At 71.9% G+C, this 15,587-nt stretch carries 17 protein-coding genes; 15 read left to right on the forward strand and 2 right to left on the reverse strand.

What is annotated here, in order from left to right:
* Positions 1-160: 160 nt before the first annotated feature.
* Entirely contained in the window at positions 161-409 is a 249-nt protein-coding gene (locus ADK86_RS44840) for a hypothetical protein (protein ID WP_234346064.1), read from the forward strand.
* 451 nt (positions 410-860) lie between these two features.
* On the opposite strand, the gene ADK86_RS27625 is transcribed toward ADK86_RS44840, so the two are convergent.
* Positions 861-1,904, reverse strand: coding sequence for an alpha/beta hydrolase family protein (locus ADK86_RS27625; RefSeq protein WP_053699093.1), 1,044 nt, complete (start codon positions 1,902-1,904; stop codon positions 861-863).
* 116 nt (positions 1,905-2,020) lie between these two features.
* Between ADK86_RS27625 and ADK86_RS27630 the strand changes: the two genes are divergently transcribed.
* Positions 2,021-2,647 (forward strand): GNAT family N-acetyltransferase, encoded by a 627-nt coding sequence (locus tag ADK86_RS27630; protein ID WP_053699060.1) that lies wholly within the window; start codon positions 2,021-2,023, stop codon positions 2,645-2,647.
* 14 nt (positions 2,648-2,661) lie between these two features.
* Positions 2,662-3,537 (forward strand): PaaX family transcriptional regulator C-terminal domain-containing protein, encoded by an 876-nt coding sequence (locus ADK86_RS27635; RefSeq protein ID WP_053699061.1) that lies wholly within the window; start codon positions 2,662-2,664, stop codon positions 3,535-3,537.
* Positions 3,538-4,394: 857 nt separating this feature from the next.
* Here the strand turns inward: ADK86_RS27635 and ADK86_RS27640 are convergent.
* Entirely contained in the window at positions 4,395-5,102 is a 708-nt protein-coding gene (locus ADK86_RS27640; RefSeq protein ID WP_053699062.1) for a hypothetical protein, read from the reverse strand.
* A 152-nt stretch (positions 5,103-5,254) separates the two neighbouring features.
* On the opposite strand from ADK86_RS27640, the gene ADK86_RS45290 reads away from it, so the two are divergent.
* The 12 genes from ADK86_RS45290 to hypE all read left to right on the forward strand — a co-directional run bounded on the left by ADK86_RS45290 (position 5,255) and on the right by hypE (position 15,578).
* Positions 5,255-5,386, forward strand: coding sequence for a hypothetical protein (locus ADK86_RS45290; protein WP_267888815.1), 132 nt, complete (start codon positions 5,255-5,257; stop codon positions 5,384-5,386).
* Positions 5,387-5,580: 194 nt separating this feature from the next.
* On the forward strand, positions 5,581-6,264 hold the full coding sequence (locus tag ADK86_RS27645; protein WP_053699063.1) for a DUF4389 domain-containing protein: 684 nt from the start codon (positions 5,581-5,583) through the stop codon (positions 6,262-6,264).
* Between the two features lie 493 nt (positions 6,265-6,757).
* The gene (gene ppk2, locus ADK86_RS27650) at positions 6,758-7,564 is read left to right on the forward strand and encodes a polyphosphate kinase 2 (RefSeq protein ID WP_053699064.1); all 807 of its coding nucleotides are present in this window, start codon (positions 6,758-6,760) and stop codon (positions 7,562-7,564) included.
* Between the two features lie 155 nt (positions 7,565-7,719).
* Positions 7,720-7,944, forward strand: coding sequence for a hypothetical protein (locus tag ADK86_RS27655; RefSeq protein ID WP_053699065.1), 225 nt, complete (start codon positions 7,720-7,722; stop codon positions 7,942-7,944).
* 109 nt (positions 7,945-8,053) lie between these two features.
* The gene (locus ADK86_RS27660; protein ID WP_107088575.1) at positions 8,054-9,229 is read left to right on the forward strand and encodes a 4Fe-4S dicluster domain-containing protein; all 1,176 of its coding nucleotides are present in this window, start codon (positions 8,054-8,056) and stop codon (positions 9,227-9,229) included.
* Entirely contained in the window at positions 9,226-9,702 is a 477-nt protein-coding gene (locus ADK86_RS27665; protein ID WP_053699067.1) for a cyclic nucleotide-binding domain-containing protein, read from the forward strand. The genes ADK86_RS27660 and ADK86_RS27665 overlap by 4 nt, the downstream gene beginning before the upstream one ends.
* The gene (locus ADK86_RS27670) at positions 9,699-10,526 is read left to right on the forward strand and encodes an FAD/NAD(P)-binding protein (protein ID WP_053699068.1); all 828 of its coding nucleotides are present in this window, start codon (positions 9,699-9,701) and stop codon (positions 10,524-10,526) included. Before ADK86_RS27665 ends, ADK86_RS27670 begins: the two co-directional genes overlap by 4 nt.
* A gap of 1 nt (position 10,527) precedes the next feature.
* Entirely contained in the window at positions 10,528-11,352 is an 825-nt protein-coding gene (locus tag ADK86_RS27675) for an oxidoreductase (protein ID WP_053699069.1), read from the forward strand.
* Positions 11,349-12,749: a Ni/Fe hydrogenase subunit alpha gene (locus ADK86_RS27680; protein WP_053699070.1), complete on the forward strand. Its 1,401-nt coding sequence runs from the start codon at positions 11,349-11,351 to the stop codon at positions 12,747-12,749. Before ADK86_RS27675 ends, ADK86_RS27680 begins: the two co-directional genes overlap by 4 nt.
* Positions 12,740-13,438 (forward strand): CBS domain-containing protein, encoded by a 699-nt coding sequence (locus ADK86_RS27685; RefSeq protein ID WP_053699071.1) that lies wholly within the window; start codon positions 12,740-12,742, stop codon positions 13,436-13,438. Before ADK86_RS27680 ends, ADK86_RS27685 begins: the two co-directional genes overlap by 10 nt.
* Complete coding sequence (hypD, locus tag ADK86_RS27690; RefSeq protein WP_053699072.1) at positions 13,438-14,550, forward strand: hydrogenase formation protein HypD; 1,113 nt, start codon at positions 13,438-13,440, stop codon at positions 14,548-14,550. Before ADK86_RS27685 ends, hypD begins: the two co-directional genes overlap by 1 nt.
* Complete coding sequence (hypE, locus tag ADK86_RS27695) at positions 14,547-15,578, forward strand: hydrogenase expression/formation protein HypE (RefSeq protein WP_053699073.1); 1,032 nt, start codon at positions 14,547-14,549, stop codon at positions 15,576-15,578. The genes hypD and hypE overlap by 4 nt, the downstream gene beginning before the upstream one ends.
* Positions 15,579-15,587: the final 9 nt, after the last annotated feature.

The following is a 15,587-nucleotide window of genomic DNA, read 5'->3' on the forward strand; positions in this document are numbered from 1 at the left end:
CGAAGCACAGGCTGGAGCCCACGCGCTTTACCTGACGCCGGACATGGACGGCCTCCTTGGCGAAGCCGATGTCCTCCAGACTCAGCCGCTCAGGCGGCCATGCCCCGACCCTGCCTGGTGCGGCCGCCGGCGGGCCGACCGTGCCGGAGCGGCACGGGTTGTGTACGAGGCGACGGTCCTCGACGGCGTTTTGAAGGATGCCGGAGAGCGACGCCCAGACCCCTATGTGGTTCAGCGGCTGAGGACCGAGATGAGGGAGGGCGTGAAGGCGCACTCGCTGCTCGACACGTTCGAGAGTGGATGGGTCCCCGCTCTGCGTAGGCCACCAGTGGCTGCCGATGTAATCCTTAAGGGAAATGGCGCCGTCTCGCGGGTCAACAAACTCGCCACGCCCGGCGTCCGTCTGTGATTGGGCAAGTCACGTTTCAGCGTCCTGAAGCGCGTCGAACGAGCGGTCCTTAACACCGGGTATGCGATGGATGCAGTGCCGTCGAAGTGGGCAACCGGCGCGGCAGCGCGTGACCTCCTCGCGCAGAACCCGTTCGCGGTCGCTCCGGCGATCAAGCGGACGCGCGGGTTCGTCATACCGGCCGACGAGGGGTCGGTTCGGGGTGGCCGCTTCCGTGTCCTGTCCGCCGCCGCTGCGGCCGTAGCAGCCGCCCCGCGCCGGTCATGCGGAGCGCAGCTGCTGTTGACCGGGGCGGAACTCGTCACCCACGCCCATGTGGCCACCGGGCTGACCCGGGCCCGGAACCGGGAGGTCGAGCACGGCCGGATCGAGCCCGGCAACACCCGGAGGCCGCGGCCCGACTTCTGTGGGGCCTCTTGGCGCCATGCCGTCAGGAAGTGACGTCGGTGCCTCAACCGAGCCCCTTCAAGAACCGTCGTTGGTCGTTCAGGAAACCGGCGGCGAAGAGGGAGCGGGGGGAGAAGAGCGCGGTGAGCGTGGTCTTGACGTCGGATTGCTCGATGGACTGTTTGAGCAGTGAATGGGTCGCGTCCGGGTAGCGCTCGACGGTCAGCGCGTCGCCCCCGTCCAGCAGTCTGCGGTAGGTGCGTTCCGTGTCGGCGGTGTCCACGTTGAGGTCGTGGCCGGCGAGGGTCAGCAGGACCGGTACGCCGCGCAGGGCGCGGAGGTCCCGGGTGGCGTCCGCGGTGTAGTTCTTGGAGATGAAGCCCCAGCGTCCGGCGGTCATGCCGTCGGTGTCGCCGTGCAGGGCCGCGGCGTACTCGCCGAAGGTCGCGTGGCGTTCCAGCAGCCGGCGGATGGCGTCGCTTCTGGCGATCCGGGCTTCGATGCGGGCCGGCGAGGCGCCTTCGGCGCGTAGCTCGGCGAGGAGGTTGTAGCGGCCCTGCCGCAGCCAGTTGACGGCGGGGGAGACGGCGATGACAAAGCTCACCGGTGTTTTGGCGGCGACCTTCGGCAGGACCCAGCCCGCCTGGCTGGCGCCCCAGAGCCCGATCCGGTCACCGTCGATGTCGGGGCGGGTGCGTGCCCAGGCGATGGCGGCGGCCGTTTCGTCGGCCCGGTCGTCCATGGACTGGTCGAGCCAGTTGCCGGGAGCCCCGGCGACGCCCGGTTTGTCCCAGGACAGGGAGGCGTAGCCGGCCTTGGCGTTCGCTTCCCACAGGGGCCGGTAGCCGTCGTCGTGGGTGGCGTCGATGGGCCCGTCGCCGTGGACGTGGACCACCAGGCCGTGGCGGTCGCGTCCGTCCTTCGGGGTGGCCAGTACGCCGTTGAGGGTGTGGCCGCCGTAGCGGATCGAGACCCGCTGTTCGTGCATCTCGTAGCTGTGCTGCCACAGCGCCACGCCGACCAGGCCGGCGGTCACGACCAGGATCGTGACGAGGGCCCAGGCGGTGGTGCGCAGCAGGCGTCTTCGGGGCTTGGTGTCTGGGTGCATGGGATCCGGCCGCTTCCGTTCGGGGTCGCACAGCGACATGGAAACTATCATTGCTCATACGGCCGTATCGCAAGTGATAGTTTTTGTCGGAGGGCAACACCGAGAAGGGGGCGGGGATGGAACCGGACACGACGGGCACCGGCGCGGGGCGGGTGACGCTCCGGCGGGGGCTTCCGGCCGGCGCCGAGCAGCAGGCCGCCGAGCTGTACTGGGGCGCCTTCGGCCGCAAACTCGGCCCCGCCCTGAACCCGCCGGACCAGGCGGTGGCCTTCCTCGCCGCCCACCTGAACGCCGATCGCGCGGTCTGCGCGCTTCTGGACCAACGGGTCGTCGGCCTCGCCGGCTACCAGGTCGACGGCCGGGCCCTCACCGGGGGATCGGCCGCCGCCGTGCTACGCGCCTACGGACACCTGCGAGGGCTGCACCGGCTCCTGCTCCTCGCCCTGTTCGAACGCCGCCCGGCCCCGGGGCAACTCGTCATGGACGGCATCGCCGTGCACACGGACCTGCGGGGCCACGGCATCGGAAGCCTGCTCATCGAGGAAGTGGCCGCCGTCGCGGCCGAGCGGCGCTGCCGGGAGATCAGACTGGACGTCATCGACACCAACCCGCGCGCCGAGGCCCTCTACCGGCGGCGCGGCTTCACGGCCGTACGGACCCGGCCCACGCCCTGCCTGCGCGGGCTGCTGGGATTCGGCGCGGTGACCACCATGTGCCGCCCCGTCGGGACGACGCAGCCGTAAGGCCGGTGCACACCATGAGTGATCACGTCGAGATCCCCACCCGCATGCTCGTCCACGCCCTGATCCGCGAGGACGGCACGGTCGACGCCGGCGAGCTCTACACCGTGGCCGCCGCCCTCGGCATGAGCGACCAGCAGGTACGGCTGTGCATCAAACGCCTCGTGGCCGAGGGCCGGTTCACCCACGAAGGCCGCGGCCGCAGAGCAGTGCTGCACGCCACCGAGGACACCAGGCACGCCCTGGCCCCCAACGCGGACTTCCTGCGGCACGCGTTCCGCCAGGACGCCGGACTCGCCCCCTGGGACGGCGTCTGGCACCTGGCCGCCTTCGCGGTGCCCGAAGCGGCACGCACGGCCCGCGACGCCCTGCGCGAGACCCTCGTCCACCTCGGCGGCGCCCCGCTCCAGGGCGGACTGTACGTCTGCGCCAACGCCTGGGAACCGTACGTCGAGGACGCCGCCCACCGCCTCGGCGCCCACGACGCGCTCACCCTCCTGACCACGACGGACCTGCGCAGCGGCGGCACCGAAGACCCCACCGGACTCGCCCGCCGCCTGTGGCCGCTGGCGGAGATCGCCGACCGCTACCACCGCCTCGGCCGCCTCGCCCGGTCCCGCCTCGCCCGGCTCACCGACGACACCGGCCTCTGCCCGTCCGCGCTGGTGACCATCGCGGTCGAGCTGGCCGCCGAACTCACCCGCGCCATGGAGCCCGACCCACTGCTGCCGCCCCAGCTCCTGCCCCACCCCTGGCCCGGCACTCAGGCCCGGGAACTGGTCGCCCGGTGCTGGGCGGCGCTGCACGAACGCGACCACGGCCGGACCCGCCCCGTCCTCTTCCGCCTCTACGCCGACATCACCCGGGAAGCAGCCGACCGGGCCACACCGTGAAGCACCACCGGGCGCGGCGCCGGCTTGGCCCGCCGGCTGCCCGCTACGAGGACGAGAGCGCCCGAAGCCGGTTCGTGCCGTCGGATTCTCTTCCGTGGCGCTCTGAGCGGCTGTCCGTTCTCACTCCCGTGGGGACGTGACAGTGCTTGCGTACGTCACACGAGCGACCCGATCGGTCCTGAGCCAGTCGCCTGGGCCACATCATTGGCCGGCAGCAAGGGCTCGATCACCCGCCACTGCGCATCGGTCAGTTCATGTCCCCGCACCATGCCCGACGCCTGCCCGGCCCGAAACCTGATCCACCCCACCCGGCAAAAGCCGTCAGAAACGACCTAGGTGCCAACGAAACCCGGGCACTTCTAGCCCGCCAGGCCAGGGTTCACACCAAAACAGCTTCATCCCCATTTGAGCGCCAAGCGGCGGCAGTGGCACGCGGACAGGAACCGGATCATCTGCGCGGCCTGCTCGACCTTCGACGGGCCCTGCCCGGGCGGTGCAGCCGGGAAAGTACCGGCAGGTACAGCGGCCGTTGGAGGACCGGCAGCTGGACGATCAGGCCGATCACGACGCAGCACGTGCCGTACCTGACGGGCCGCTTGCCCCGCGCGGCGCCGTCGTGCCGCCCGGCCGCGCCGAGAACTTTCTTCCCACGCCGTCTGAACAGCGTGTCGTCCACCGCCACCACGGCTGTCAGGCGAAGTTTCCGATCGGCTGGTGATCTGCTGCCCGCGGACACGCTGAGCTGCTTGGCCGGCTTCCCCGCCCCTCGTTGCCGTCCAAGCCCCCGGGCCCCGTCGGCACCGCACGGGAACGGCTGTCGGGGCTCTCGGAGTTCATTTCGCGCCCACGGCTGCCTGTCACCGGGCTGTGGTGGCGTCAGTACGCGACTGCGGGTCGGCACTCACGCGAGTGCGCAGGTTCCGGAACTGCCGCAGCTGCATCAACAGGTGCACGGGTTCCCACAGCAGCAGGTCCAGGGGCCGGGTGATCGGCCGCGGGCGGCTCCGGCCCCGCGTCCGGACGACGAGCCGGGTACCGTCCTGCTCGGTCCGGCGCAGATGGAAGCCCCAGACGGCGTCCGTGTACGCCCCGGACAACGGCCCGAACCGCGCGTCGAAGGGATGACCGGACGGCAGCTCCAGGGTCATCCGCAGCACCAGGTCCCGTTCCGGCTCGACGAGCGCGGCGGTGAACCACGCGCCGCCGTCGGGCACCGCCTCCAGGCGCTGCCCCTCCTTCAAGCCCTGCCACTGGGCGACGATGCGCTCGGCACTCGGGCGCCCGGCGTTGTCGAGCCGGTCGAAGCTGTACCAGCCCGCGCGGTTGCAGCCCATCTGGACCAGCCAGGGCCAGACGGCATCCGGCGGCGCCGGCAGCGTCGTCGCCATGGTCGACTGCCCGTCGTACTGGGGAATCAGCTCGTCACCGGGCCAATCGCCGGCGGCCTCCGCCCGGGTGGCACCCCAGGTCAGCAGCCGCGGACGGATGACGACGCCGTAGGTGACGGCCGCCATGACGGCGCCCGCCCGAGGGAGGGACCGGAACATCGGTCGGTTTCCGCTCATGGCGCCAGCGTCTTCCCACCATCCCGCCGGGCCCAGGGGCCGACCCGGCCCAGGACAGGGCCGTTCGGCACCTGGCACCGTCCCGGCACACCGGACCGACGATGGAGGTACGAACACGCTGCTCGACTCGCGGGTCAGGCGCCCGCCGGGTCATGGGCGTGGTCCCCAGCCGTACCCACGAGCACGGGGAGGAACCGATGAACTGGCCCACCGCGGTGGTCGTCATCGCCGCGCTGTTCGCCCTCGCAGCAATCCTCAGCAGCTACTTCGCAGCCAAGAAGTGATGAGGGCCGGCACAGAAACCATGGACGCGTGACACAGCGGAGCGGAGTGTCGCGCACGTACGTCTAAATATCGGCCCCTGCTCCGCGAAGCGCACCGGGCGGACGCTACGGGGACGAGGACGGCGAGAAACGAAGGGTGCGCGAACGCCGCGCGTTCCATGGAACGTTCGCAGAAAGGGTGAAGGAGGGACGTCATGCCCTATCCGTCCTATCCGCCCCGTCAGGCCTACCCGGCCCGTCTGGAAGCGGACTTCCCCGCGCGGGTGTCCCGCTGGTTGTGGCTGGTGAAATGGCTGCTCATCGTCCCGCATGCGATCGTGCTGTCGCTGTTGTGGGTCGCGTTCCTCGCCGTGAGCGTGGTGGGGTGGTTCGCGATCCTGTTCACGGCCCGGTACCCGCGGGCTCTGTTCGACTTCCAGGTCGGGGTACTGCGCTGGACCTGGCGAGTGTCGTTCTACAGCTACTCCGCGCTCGGAACGGACCGCTACCCGCCGTTCCGCCTGGCCGACGTCCCCGATTACCCGGCGCACTTCGACGTGGCGTATCCCGAGCACCTGTCCCGCGGCCTGGCCCTGGTCAAATGGTGGCTGCTGGCCCTGCCGCACTACGCACTCGTAGCGGTCTTCACCTCCGGCTACGGGAACTGGGGCGGGCTCATCGGGCTGCTGGTGCTCTTCGCCGCCGTGGCGGTGCTGTTCACCGGACGGTACCCCGGTGGCATCTTCGCCCTGGTCATGGGGCTCAATCGCTGGGTGATGCGGGTGGCGGCCTACGCGGCCCTGCTGACCGACGTCTACCCGCCGTTCCGGCTCGACCTGGGCGCCGGGGAACCGGCCGACGACAGCCGGGGAGCCGAGAGGAAGTCCAGGAACGACTAGGACGCCAGGGCGCCGCACGGAGCACGGCTCCTTCTCACCACGCCTCTCCCGGAGGCGCTGTGCGCCACCTTCGGACGGCGGCTGTCACTGGCCCGGACCACCGAGACTGCCGCGCTCGCGGCCTGTGGGGCGAGACGGGAACCCGCCGGACAGCGGCACTGCCCCACCCCGCGGCTTTGTTTCCCTCTCGGATCGCACCGGTCAACTCGGTCACCAAGGCGGGGGCCCGGCAGTCGTAGGAATGCGAGCACGCGGCCGTCAAGGGGTCGTACGGGCCGCGGCTGGAGACGGCCGGCCCGGTGTGACGTGGATGCCCGCAGCGCCACAGTGGCAGGGCCAACGGGTCATGCACCCAGGCGAAGGAGGGGATCTTCCTGGACACGGCACGCGGTGCGCCCTCGCCCCCACACGCCCCTCCAGGAAAATTCCGGATACCGAGACGAAGGCCAGGCAAGCGGTGGGCAGGAGATCCGAGTCCGACGCGGAGGCCGCTGTGCGTCAGGCCCGGCGGCCGGGTTCCGTTCCCCGGGCTGCGTACAAGCGCGAGTTACTGCATCTGCAGACCGAACTGGTGAAGGTTCAGGAGTGGGTGCGCGCCGAGGGTGCCCGGCTCGTGGTCGTCTTCGAGGGGCGGGACGCGGCGGGCAAGGGCGGTGTGATCAAGCGCGTCGCCGAACATCTCAATCCACGGGTCGCGCGGATCGTCGCGCTGCCCGCGCCGTCCGGGCGGGAGCGGGGGCAGTGGTACTTCCAGCGGTACGTGGAGCGGCTGCCGACCGCCGGGGAGATCGTGCTGTTCGACCGCAGCTGGTACAACCGGGCCGGCGTCGAGCACGTCATGGGCTTCTGCGACGAAGAGGAGTACCGGCGCTTCCTGCGGCAGTGCCCGGTCTTCGAGCGGATGCTGGTGGAGGACGGCATCCTGCTGCGCAAGTACTGGTTCTCGGTGAGCGACGCCGTGCAGGAGCAGCGGTTCCGCAGCCGACTGGAGGACCCGACGCGGCGCTGGAAGCTGTCCGCGATGGATCTGGAGTCCATCACGCGGTGGGAGGCGTACTCCCGTGCCAAGGACACGATGTTCGCGCACACGGACATCCCCGAGGCCCCCTGGTACGTCGTCGAGAGCGACGACAAGCGGCGGGCCCGGATCAACATGATCGCGCACCTGCTGTCCACGCTTCCCTATCACGAGGTGGCGGGGCCTGCCCTCAGCCTCCCGCCCCGGCCGCCGTCCACCGGCTACCGCCGCCCGCCGCGAGACGCCCAGACCCGGGTGCCGGACCATCCCGTCCCTGACTGACGGTCCGGGCCAGTGACGGCGTGGCCTGCGCCGAGCAACCCTCCGGCCGGGCTGGACGGCCCCTCGGCAGACGGGCCGCGACGGCCCACTCTGAAGGGACGGGGACAGCAGACGGAGTTCCGCACCCGTCTCTGGTGAGGGGGCAGGAGGCAGCCATGTGGATCATCGGATTCGGTATCGCCGCCATCCTCTGGGGCGGGGTGACCATCATCGGCGGAGCCGACAGCGCCGCGTTCCCGTGGCTCCTGATCTTCGTGGGCATCATCGCCCTCACCGTCTCGGGCCTCTGGTACGGGCCGCACCGCCACCCCGGCGGGAGCGGAACGGTCCTTGAGGAGCGGCACTACTACGGTGACCCGCCCACCCACCACCGCCGGTGACTCCCGGGCCGGGCGGCGCGCACCAGGGCCGTTCGGCCCCCTGCCCGCCGGAGTTCTCCGGCCGACGATGAGGACACGGACCCCATGGGACGCTGCCGAGGAGGCGCTGATGTCCCAGAGCGCAGCTGTACGGGACGCGGTGATCTCGGCGACGGACGGGCTGGCCACGCTGGTCGGTGTCCTCGCCGAGGAGCACACCGTCATCGGCCCCACCGTCCGTGACGGCGCGATCGTGCTCGCGGAGCTTGCCGCGGCGGACGAGCTGCCGTACGGCTGCGGTGTGGAGCTGGCGGCCGGCCGGTACCGGCTGGTGCGCCGCCCGGACGCGATGATCTTCGCGCACAGTGCCGGGCCGCAGTCGTGGAAGGCGTACCTGCACCCGCAGCGCGAGCGGCTGTGGACGGTGGACCGGGACGCGCGGGGCCGGCTCGCCTTCCATGAGGAGGACGGCGAGCCGCCCGCGTACGCGTTCCTGGGCGTACGGCCGTGCGATCTGCGGGCCATTGCCATCCAGGACCGGGTGCTGGGCGGCGGCCCGCACGCGGACACCGCCTACCGGCGCCGCCGGGACCGTACGTTCATCGTCGCCGTGGAGTGCACCGATCCGGGTGCTACCTGCTTCTGCACGTCGATGGGCACGGGGCCGGGCGTCGGGGAGGACGGCCCGGCCGCGTACGACCTGGCGCTGACCGAGGTGCTGGACGAGGAAGGGCATCGTTTCCGGATACGGGCGGGCAGTTCGGCCGGTGAGCGCGTCCTGGCCCGGCTCCCCCGCCGCACCTGCGACGCATCGACGCGGGCCGCTGCCCGTGAGACCGTCACCGCCGCCGTACAGCACATGGACAAGGCGATGCCGCCGGTCGACCTGCACGCCCTGATGGCCGGCTCGCACGACGCCGCCCGCTGGGACGACGTCGCCGCCCGCTGCCTGACATGCGGCAACTGCACGATGGTCTGCCCGACCTGCTTCTGCACCACCACCGAGGACGTCACCGATCTGACGGGCGACCACGCGGAGCGGTGGCAGCGCTGGGACTCCTGCTTCGATCTGGACTTCAGCCATCTGCACGGCGGCCCGGTCCGCGCGTCCGCGCGCAGCCGCTACCGGCAGTGGCTCACCCACAAACTCGGCACCTGGCACGACCAGTTCGGGGAGTCGGGCTGTGTCGGCTGCGGGCGCTGCATCGTGTGGTGCCCGGTCGGCATCGACATCACCGAGGAGGCCGCCGCCCTGCACGCGGAGGCCCGGGGCTCGCGTACCACCGACGAGGAGGAGACGTCATGACCACCAGGACCGGGCTGAAGACCATGCTGTGCCGGCTGGACGCCCTCACCGACGACCAGCGCGACCGGCTCATGGGACTGGCCCGCGAAGTGTCCTTCCCGGCAGGTGCGCGGCTCTTCGAGGAGCGCCGCGCCGCCGACCGGTTCTGGATCGTGCGGACCGGCAGCGTCGTGCTGGACCTCCACGTCCCGGGCCGCCGGGCCGCGGTGATCGAGACCCTGGGCCCTGGAGACCTGGTGGGCTGGTCCTGGCTGTTCCCGCCGCGCAACTGGCACCTGGGGGCGGAGGCGCAGAGCCCCGTGCGGGCCTGGGAGTTCGACGCCGAGGCCGTACGCCGGCTGTGCCGGGAGGACCCGAAGCTGGGGTACGCGCTGGTGCTGGCGGTGGCCGAGGTCATCGGGCACCGGTTGGAGTGCGCCCGTACCCGGCTGCTGGACCTGTACGGGCCGTACGGAAGCGGGCTGCCACGATGACCACGGCCCCTGTCTCTTCCGTGCCGGTGCCCTACCGGGTCACCTGGCGTCGGCGGGAGGCCACGGACACCGTGACGATGAAGGTCCGTCCGGTCGGCCGGCCGCTGCCGGAGTTCCGGCCGGGGCAGTTCGCGATGCTGTACGCCTTCGGGGTCGGCGAGATACCGGTCTCCGTGTCCGGTCTTCCGGTTGGTGAGAACGCGCTGGTGCACACCGTGCGGGCGGTCGGCGCGGTGTCCCGGGCGTTGTGCGGGCTGGGTGTGGGCGAGACCGTGGGGGTGCGGGGGCCGTACGGCACCGGCTGGGACCCGGAGACGGCCCTGGGACGGGACGTTCTCATGATCGCCGGTGGGATCGGTCTGGCGCCGCTGCGCCCGCTCGTGCTGCGGATGCTGGCGGAGCCCGGACGTTACGGGCGGATCAGCGTCCTGATCGGTGCCCGCACACCGAGCGATCTGCTGTACCGGCTCCAGGCCCGCGCGTGGCGTACGGCGGCGCGGGTGGCGGTCACGGTGGACCGGCCGGAGGCCGGCTGGCAGGGCGACGTGGGCGTGGTCACCCGGCTGCTGCCGCGTGTCCGATGGACACCCGCCGACAGTACCGCCTTCGTCTGCGGCCCCGAGCCGATGATCCACGCCACCGCGCGTGACCTGATGCGAGCAGGCGTCCCGCCGCACCGCATCCAGGTGTCGCTGGAGCGCAACATGCGCTGCGGCGAGGGCAACTGCGGCCACTGCCAGCTGGGCCCCCTCCTGCTCTGCCGGGACGGGCCGGTCACCGGCTGGGACCGCGCCGAACCCCTCCTCGCCGTGAAGGAGCTGTGAGATGAGCGCCCCGCGCCCCGGTCCTCCCGACGGCGGCCGCCGCCCGTCCCTCGCCGTCTTCAAGCTCGCCTCGTGCGACGGCTGCCAGCTGACCCTGCTCAACTGCGAGGACGAACTCCTCGCCGTGGCCGGGCGGGTGCAGATCGCGCACTTCCTGGAGGCGTCCAGCGCCGTACGGCCCGGCCCGTACGACCTCGCCCTCGTCGAAGGGTCCGTCACCACACCGCAGGACGCCGAGCGCGTACGGGAGATCCGGGCCGCCGCGCGCTTCCTGGTCACCATCGGCGCCTGCGCCACGGCGGGCGGCATCCAGGCGCTGCGCAACTTCGCCGACGTGGAGGAGTTCCGCGCCACCGTCTACGCCCGGCCCGACTACATCGCCACCCTCGCCACCTCCACGCCTGTCTCCGCCCATGTTCCGGTCGACTTCGAGCTGCGCGGCTGCCCCATCGACCGCGGCCAGCTCCTCGAAGTGATCACGGCTTTCCTGGCGGGCCGCAAGCCGGACGTGCCGAACCACAGCGTCTGCTTCGCCTGCAAGCGGCGCGGCACCGTGTGCGTGACCGTCGCGCACGGCACGCCCTGCCTGGGACCGGTCACCCATGCCGGGTGCGGGGCCATCTGCCCGGCGTACGGGCGCGGCTGTTACGGCTGCTTCGGGCCGTCCGGCTCGGTCAACCTGCCCGCGCTGATCCCGTTGCTGCGGCGGGACGGCATGAGCGAGGACGACGTACGGCGCGCCCTGCGCACGTACAACGCCGCGTCCTTCGCCGAGGTGAAGGGAGCCGGGGCCGGGGGAGCCGGAGTGAAGGGAGCGCCGTCATGACGCACCGTGGCTCGCGCGTGCTGCACGTCGGCTCGCTCGCCCGGGTCGAGGGGGAAGGCGCGCTGCACCTGACGGTCGACGACGGCACGGTCACCGGCGCCGAGCTGCGCATCTACGAGCCGCCGCGGTTCTTCGAAGCGTTCCTGCGCGGCCGCTCCTACACCGAGCCGCCGGACATCACCGCCCGGGTGTGCGGCATCTGCCCGGTCGCGTACCAGATGAGCGCCTGCCGGGCCGTCGAGGACGCCTGCGGCGTCACGGTGGCCGGGCAGATCGCCGCGCTGCGGCGGCTGCTGTACTGCGGCGAGTGGATCGAGAGCCAGATCCTGCACATCCACCTGCTGCACGCCCCGGACTTCCTCGGCGTGGACGGCGCGATCGAACTCGCCCGTACCCAACGCGCCCACGTGGAGCGCGGATTGCGCATCAAGCAGGCAGGCAACGCGATCCTCGAACAGCTCGGCGGGCGCGCCATCCACCCCGTCAACGTGCGGCTCGGCGGCTTCCACCGCGTACCGGCCGCCGGAGAACTGAAGCCACTGGCCGAGCGGCTGCGCCGGGCCCGCGACGACGCGTGGGAGACCGTGTGCTGGGTCGCGGGCTTCGACTTCCCCGACGCCGGACTGGACCACGCCCTGCTGGCACTCGCCGAACCCGGCCGCTACGCCATCGACTCCGGCACCCCCACTGTCATGGCCGCCCCGCACACCCACGGCCTGCCGTCCACATCGGCCGCTCCCCTGCCCCTGCGCCAGTTCCCCGTGTACGCGTTCCCGTCCGAGGTCACCGAGGAGCAAGTTCCCTACTCCACCGCCCTCCAGGCCACGCTGGACGGCGAGCGCTACCTCACCGGCTCGCTGGCCCGCTACGCGGTCAGCGGGCGCTGGCTGTCGCCGCTCGCACAGGAAGCGGCGCGGGAGGGCGGGCTCGGCGACCCGGCGGCCGGGAAGGTGTGCCGCAATCCGTTCCGCAGCATCGTCGTACGGGCCGTCGAGGCGCTGTACGCGATCGACGAGGCCCTGCGGATCATCGACGCGTACGAGCCGCCGAGCCGCCCCTACGTGGACGTGCCACCGCGCGCCGCGACCGGGCACGGCGCCACCGAAGCCCCCCGCGGCCTGCTCTACCACCGCTACACGCTGGACGCGGACGGACTGATCGCCGCCGCCACCCTTGTGCCGCCCACCTCCCAGAACCAGGGCGCGATCGAGGACGACCTGCGCCGCCTCGTCCAGGCCCGGCTGGACGCCGGCGCGGGGGGCACGGAGGCGGAGCTGACCGCCCTGTGCGAACGAGGCATCCGCAACCACGACCCGTGCATCTCCTGTTCCGCCCACTTCCTCGACCTCACCGTCGAGGCCGTCGACCGCGCACGAAGGAGCCCGCCATGCCCGTGACCGACCCCGGCAACCCGCAGGAGCACGGTCTGCACACCGTGAGCGACGTGATGACCCACACCGTCGTGGCCGTCGGCCGCGACGCGTCGTTCAAGGAGATCGTCCAGACGATGGAGCAGTGGAAGGTCAGCGCCCTGCCGGTGCTGGAGGGCGAGGGCCGGGTGATCGGCGTCGTCTCCGAAGCCGATCTGCTGCCCAAGGAGGAGTTCCGCGACAGTGACCCCTCCCGGTTCGAGCAGCGCCGGCGGCTGGAGGATCTGGCCAAGGCCGGAGCGCTGACCGCAGGGGAGCTGATGACCGCGCCCGCCATCTGCGTCCACGCCGACGCGGCCCTCCCCCAGGCCGCCCGCATCATGGCCGTACGGCACGTCAAACGCCTGCCCGTCACCGACGCCCAGGGGCTGCTGCAAGGCGTGATCAGCCGCAGCGACCTGCTCAAGGTGTTCCTGCGCTCCGACACCGACATCGCCGAGGAGGTGCGCCGCGTGGTGATCGACCGGGTCTTCCCCGGGCAGAGCGTGGACGTCACCGTGGAAGACGGCGTGGTCAAGCTGGGCGGACGAGTACGCGACAGTACGTTCGTGCCCGTCGCGGCCCGGCTGTGCCGTGCCGTCGAGGGCGTCGTCGACGTCACTTGGGAACACGACGGGCCACACGGCGGACCGGCCTCCGGCACGACGGAACCCTGATGCGCTACCTCGACGAATACCGCGATCCCGAGCTGGCCCGCAGCCTGCTGGACCGGCTCCGGCGCATCGCCACCCGCCCGTGGCGCATCATGGAGGTCTGCGGCGGCCAGACCCACACGCTCGTGCGCCAGGGCATCGACGAACTGCTGCCCGCCGGCATCCGCATGATCCACGGCCCCGGCTGCCCGGTCTGCGTGACACCGCTGGAGACCCTGGACCGGGCCATGGCCATCGCCGCCCGCCCCGAGGTGACCTTCACCAGCTTCGGGGACATGCTGCGCGTCCCCGGCACGCACACCGACCTGTTGTCGCTGCGGGCGCGAGGCGCGGACGTACGGGTCGTGTACTCCCCGATGGACGCCGTACGGATCGCCGTCGCCGAACCCGACCGCCAGGTCGTCTTCCTGGCCGTCGGGTTCGAAACGACCGCCCCCGCCAACGCGATGGCCGTCCTGCACGCCCGCCGGCTGGGGCTGGCCAACTTCTCCGTGCTGGTCAGCCACGTCCTCGTGCCACCGGCCATGACGGCACTGCTCGCCGATCCGGACTGCGAGGTGCAAGCCTTCCTCGCCGCCGGGCACGTGTGCGCCGTGATGGGCTGGCGGCAGTACGAGCCGATCGCCGCCCGCTGGCGCGTGCCCATCGTGGTCACCGGCTTCGAACCCCTCGATCTCCTCGAAGGCGTCCTGATGGCGGTCGAACAGTTGGAAGAGGGCCGCAAGGAGGTCGAGAACCAGTACGCGCGCGCAGTCCGGCGTGCCGGGAACCGCCACGCACAGCAGGTTGTGGCCGAGGCCTTCCGGATCACCGACCGCACCTGGCGCGGCATCGGACCGCTCCCCGCCAGTGGCCTCGAACTCGCCCCGACGTTCGCCTCCTACGACGCCGCGCGCCGCTTCCGCGTCATGGACGTGCGCTCCGCCGAGCACCCCGGATGCATCGCGGGCGCCATCCTCACCGGCGCCCGGGAACCGACCGACTGCGGCGCCTACGGCGTCCGCTGCACCCCACGCACCCCGCTCGGTGCCCCCATGGTCTCCGCCGAGGGCACCTGCGCCGCCTACTTCGCGGCCGGACGCACCCGTGCCGCCCCCGCAGGGAGCCCACCATGACGATCCAGTGCCCCACACCACGACACGAGGACGAGCGGGTCCTGCTCGGCCACGGCGCGGGCGGCCGCCTCACCGCGGAACTCCTCGACACCCTTCTGCTTCCGGCGCTGGGGGCGCCGCCCGGCCCGCTGGAGGACGCCGCCGTACTGCCTCCCGTGGGCCTGCCGGTCATCAGCACCGACAGCTTCGTCGTCAGCCCGCTGTTCTTCCCCGGCGGCGACATCGGCTCCCTCGCCGTCCACGGCACGGTCAACGACCTCGCCATGCGCGGCGCCGAACCGGTCGCCCTGGCGGTGGCTCTCGTCATCGAGGAGGGTCTGCCGCTGGCCCAGCTGCGGTCGGTGGTGGAATCGCTGGGCAAGGCCGCCGCCGAGGCGGAAGTGCCGGTGGTCACCGGGGACACGAAGGTCGTCGGGCGTGGCGCCGCCGACCGGCTGTTCATCACCACCACCGGCGTCGGGCGGCGCATCCCCGCTCTCCACCCCTCGGCGGCGCGCACCCGCCCCCACGACGCGATCCTGCTCTCCGGGCCCATCGGCCTGCACGGTACCGCCGTGCTCAGTACCCGCGAGGGTCTGGGCTTCGAGGCCGACATCGCCTCCGACTCACGTCCTCTGCACCGCCTGGTACGCGCCCTCGCCCCACTCGGCAGCGACATCCACACGCTGCGGGACCCGACGCGCGGCGGGCTCGCCGCCACTCTCAACGAGATCGCCGCGGCGTCCGGCACCGGAGCCCTGATCGAGGAGACCGCCGTTCCCGTCCCCGGGCCCGTCGCCGCCGCGTGCGACCTGCTCGGACTCGACCCCCTGCATGTCGCCAACGAAGGCTGCCTGGTCGCCTGCGTACCGGAAGCCCGGGCGGACGACGTCCTGGACGCGATGCGCGGCGTGCCCGAAGGAGCGGCGGCGGTGCCTATCGGGCGAACCACCGCCGCGCACCCTGGTCGCGTGGAGCTGCGCACCCGCGTCGGCTCCCACCGCGTCATCGACATGCCGCTGGGCGAACAACTGCCCCGCATCTGCTGACCACTGTCC

The organism is Streptomyces sp. NRRL F-5755, assembly GCF_001279365.1.
GTDB lineage: Bacteria > Actinomycetota > Actinomycetes > Streptomycetales > Streptomycetaceae > Streptomyces > Streptomyces rimosus.

Bases quoted from the DNA above. Each gene is read 5' to 3' on its own strand.
- ADK86_RS27625 (WP_053699093.1), bottom strand. From the start codon at position 1,904: ATGCACCCAGACACCAAGCCCCGAAGACGCCTGCTGCGCACCACCGCC.
- ADK86_RS27630 (WP_053699060.1), top strand. From the start codon at position 2,021: ATGGAACCGGACACGACGGGCACCGGCGCGGGGCGGGTGACGCTCCGG.
- ADK86_RS27635 (WP_053699061.1), top strand. From the start codon at position 2,662: ATGAGTGATCACGTCGAGATCCCCACCCGCATGCTCGTCCACGCCCTG.
- ADK86_RS27640 (WP_053699062.1), bottom strand. From the start codon at position 5,102: ATGAGCGGAAACCGACCGATGTTCCGGTCCCTCCCTCGGGCGGGCGCC.
- ADK86_RS45290 (WP_267888815.1), top strand. From the start codon at position 5,255: ATGGGCGTGGTCCCCAGCCGTACCCACGAGCACGGGGAGGAACCGATG.
- ADK86_RS27645 (WP_053699063.1), top strand. From the start codon at position 5,581: ATGCCCTATCCGTCCTATCCGCCCCGTCAGGCCTACCCGGCCCGTCTG.
- ADK86_RS27655 (WP_053699065.1), top strand. From the start codon at position 7,720: ATGTGGATCATCGGATTCGGTATCGCCGCCATCCTCTGGGGCGGGGTG.
- ADK86_RS27660 (WP_107088575.1), top strand. From the start codon at position 8,054: ATGTCCCAGAGCGCAGCTGTACGGGACGCGGTGATCTCGGCGACGGAC.
- ADK86_RS27665 (WP_053699067.1), top strand. From the start codon at position 9,226: ATGACCACCAGGACCGGGCTGAAGACCATGCTGTGCCGGCTGGACGCC.
- ADK86_RS27670 (WP_053699068.1), top strand. From the start codon at position 9,699: ATGACCACGGCCCCTGTCTCTTCCGTGCCGGTGCCCTACCGGGTCACC.
- ADK86_RS27675 (WP_053699069.1), top strand. From the start codon at position 10,528: ATGAGCGCCCCGCGCCCCGGTCCTCCCGACGGCGGCCGCCGCCCGTCC.
- ADK86_RS27680 (WP_053699070.1), top strand. From the start codon at position 11,349: ATGACGCACCGTGGCTCGCGCGTGCTGCACGTCGGCTCGCTCGCCCGG.
- ADK86_RS27685 (WP_053699071.1), top strand. From the start codon at position 12,740: ATGCCCGTGACCGACCCCGGCAACCCGCAGGAGCACGGTCTGCACACC.
- hypD (WP_053699072.1), top strand. From the start codon at position 13,438: ATGCGCTACCTCGACGAATACCGCGATCCCGAGCTGGCCCGCAGCCTG.
- hypE (WP_053699073.1), top strand. From the start codon at position 14,547: ATGACGATCCAGTGCCCCACACCACGACACGAGGACGAGCGGGTCCTG.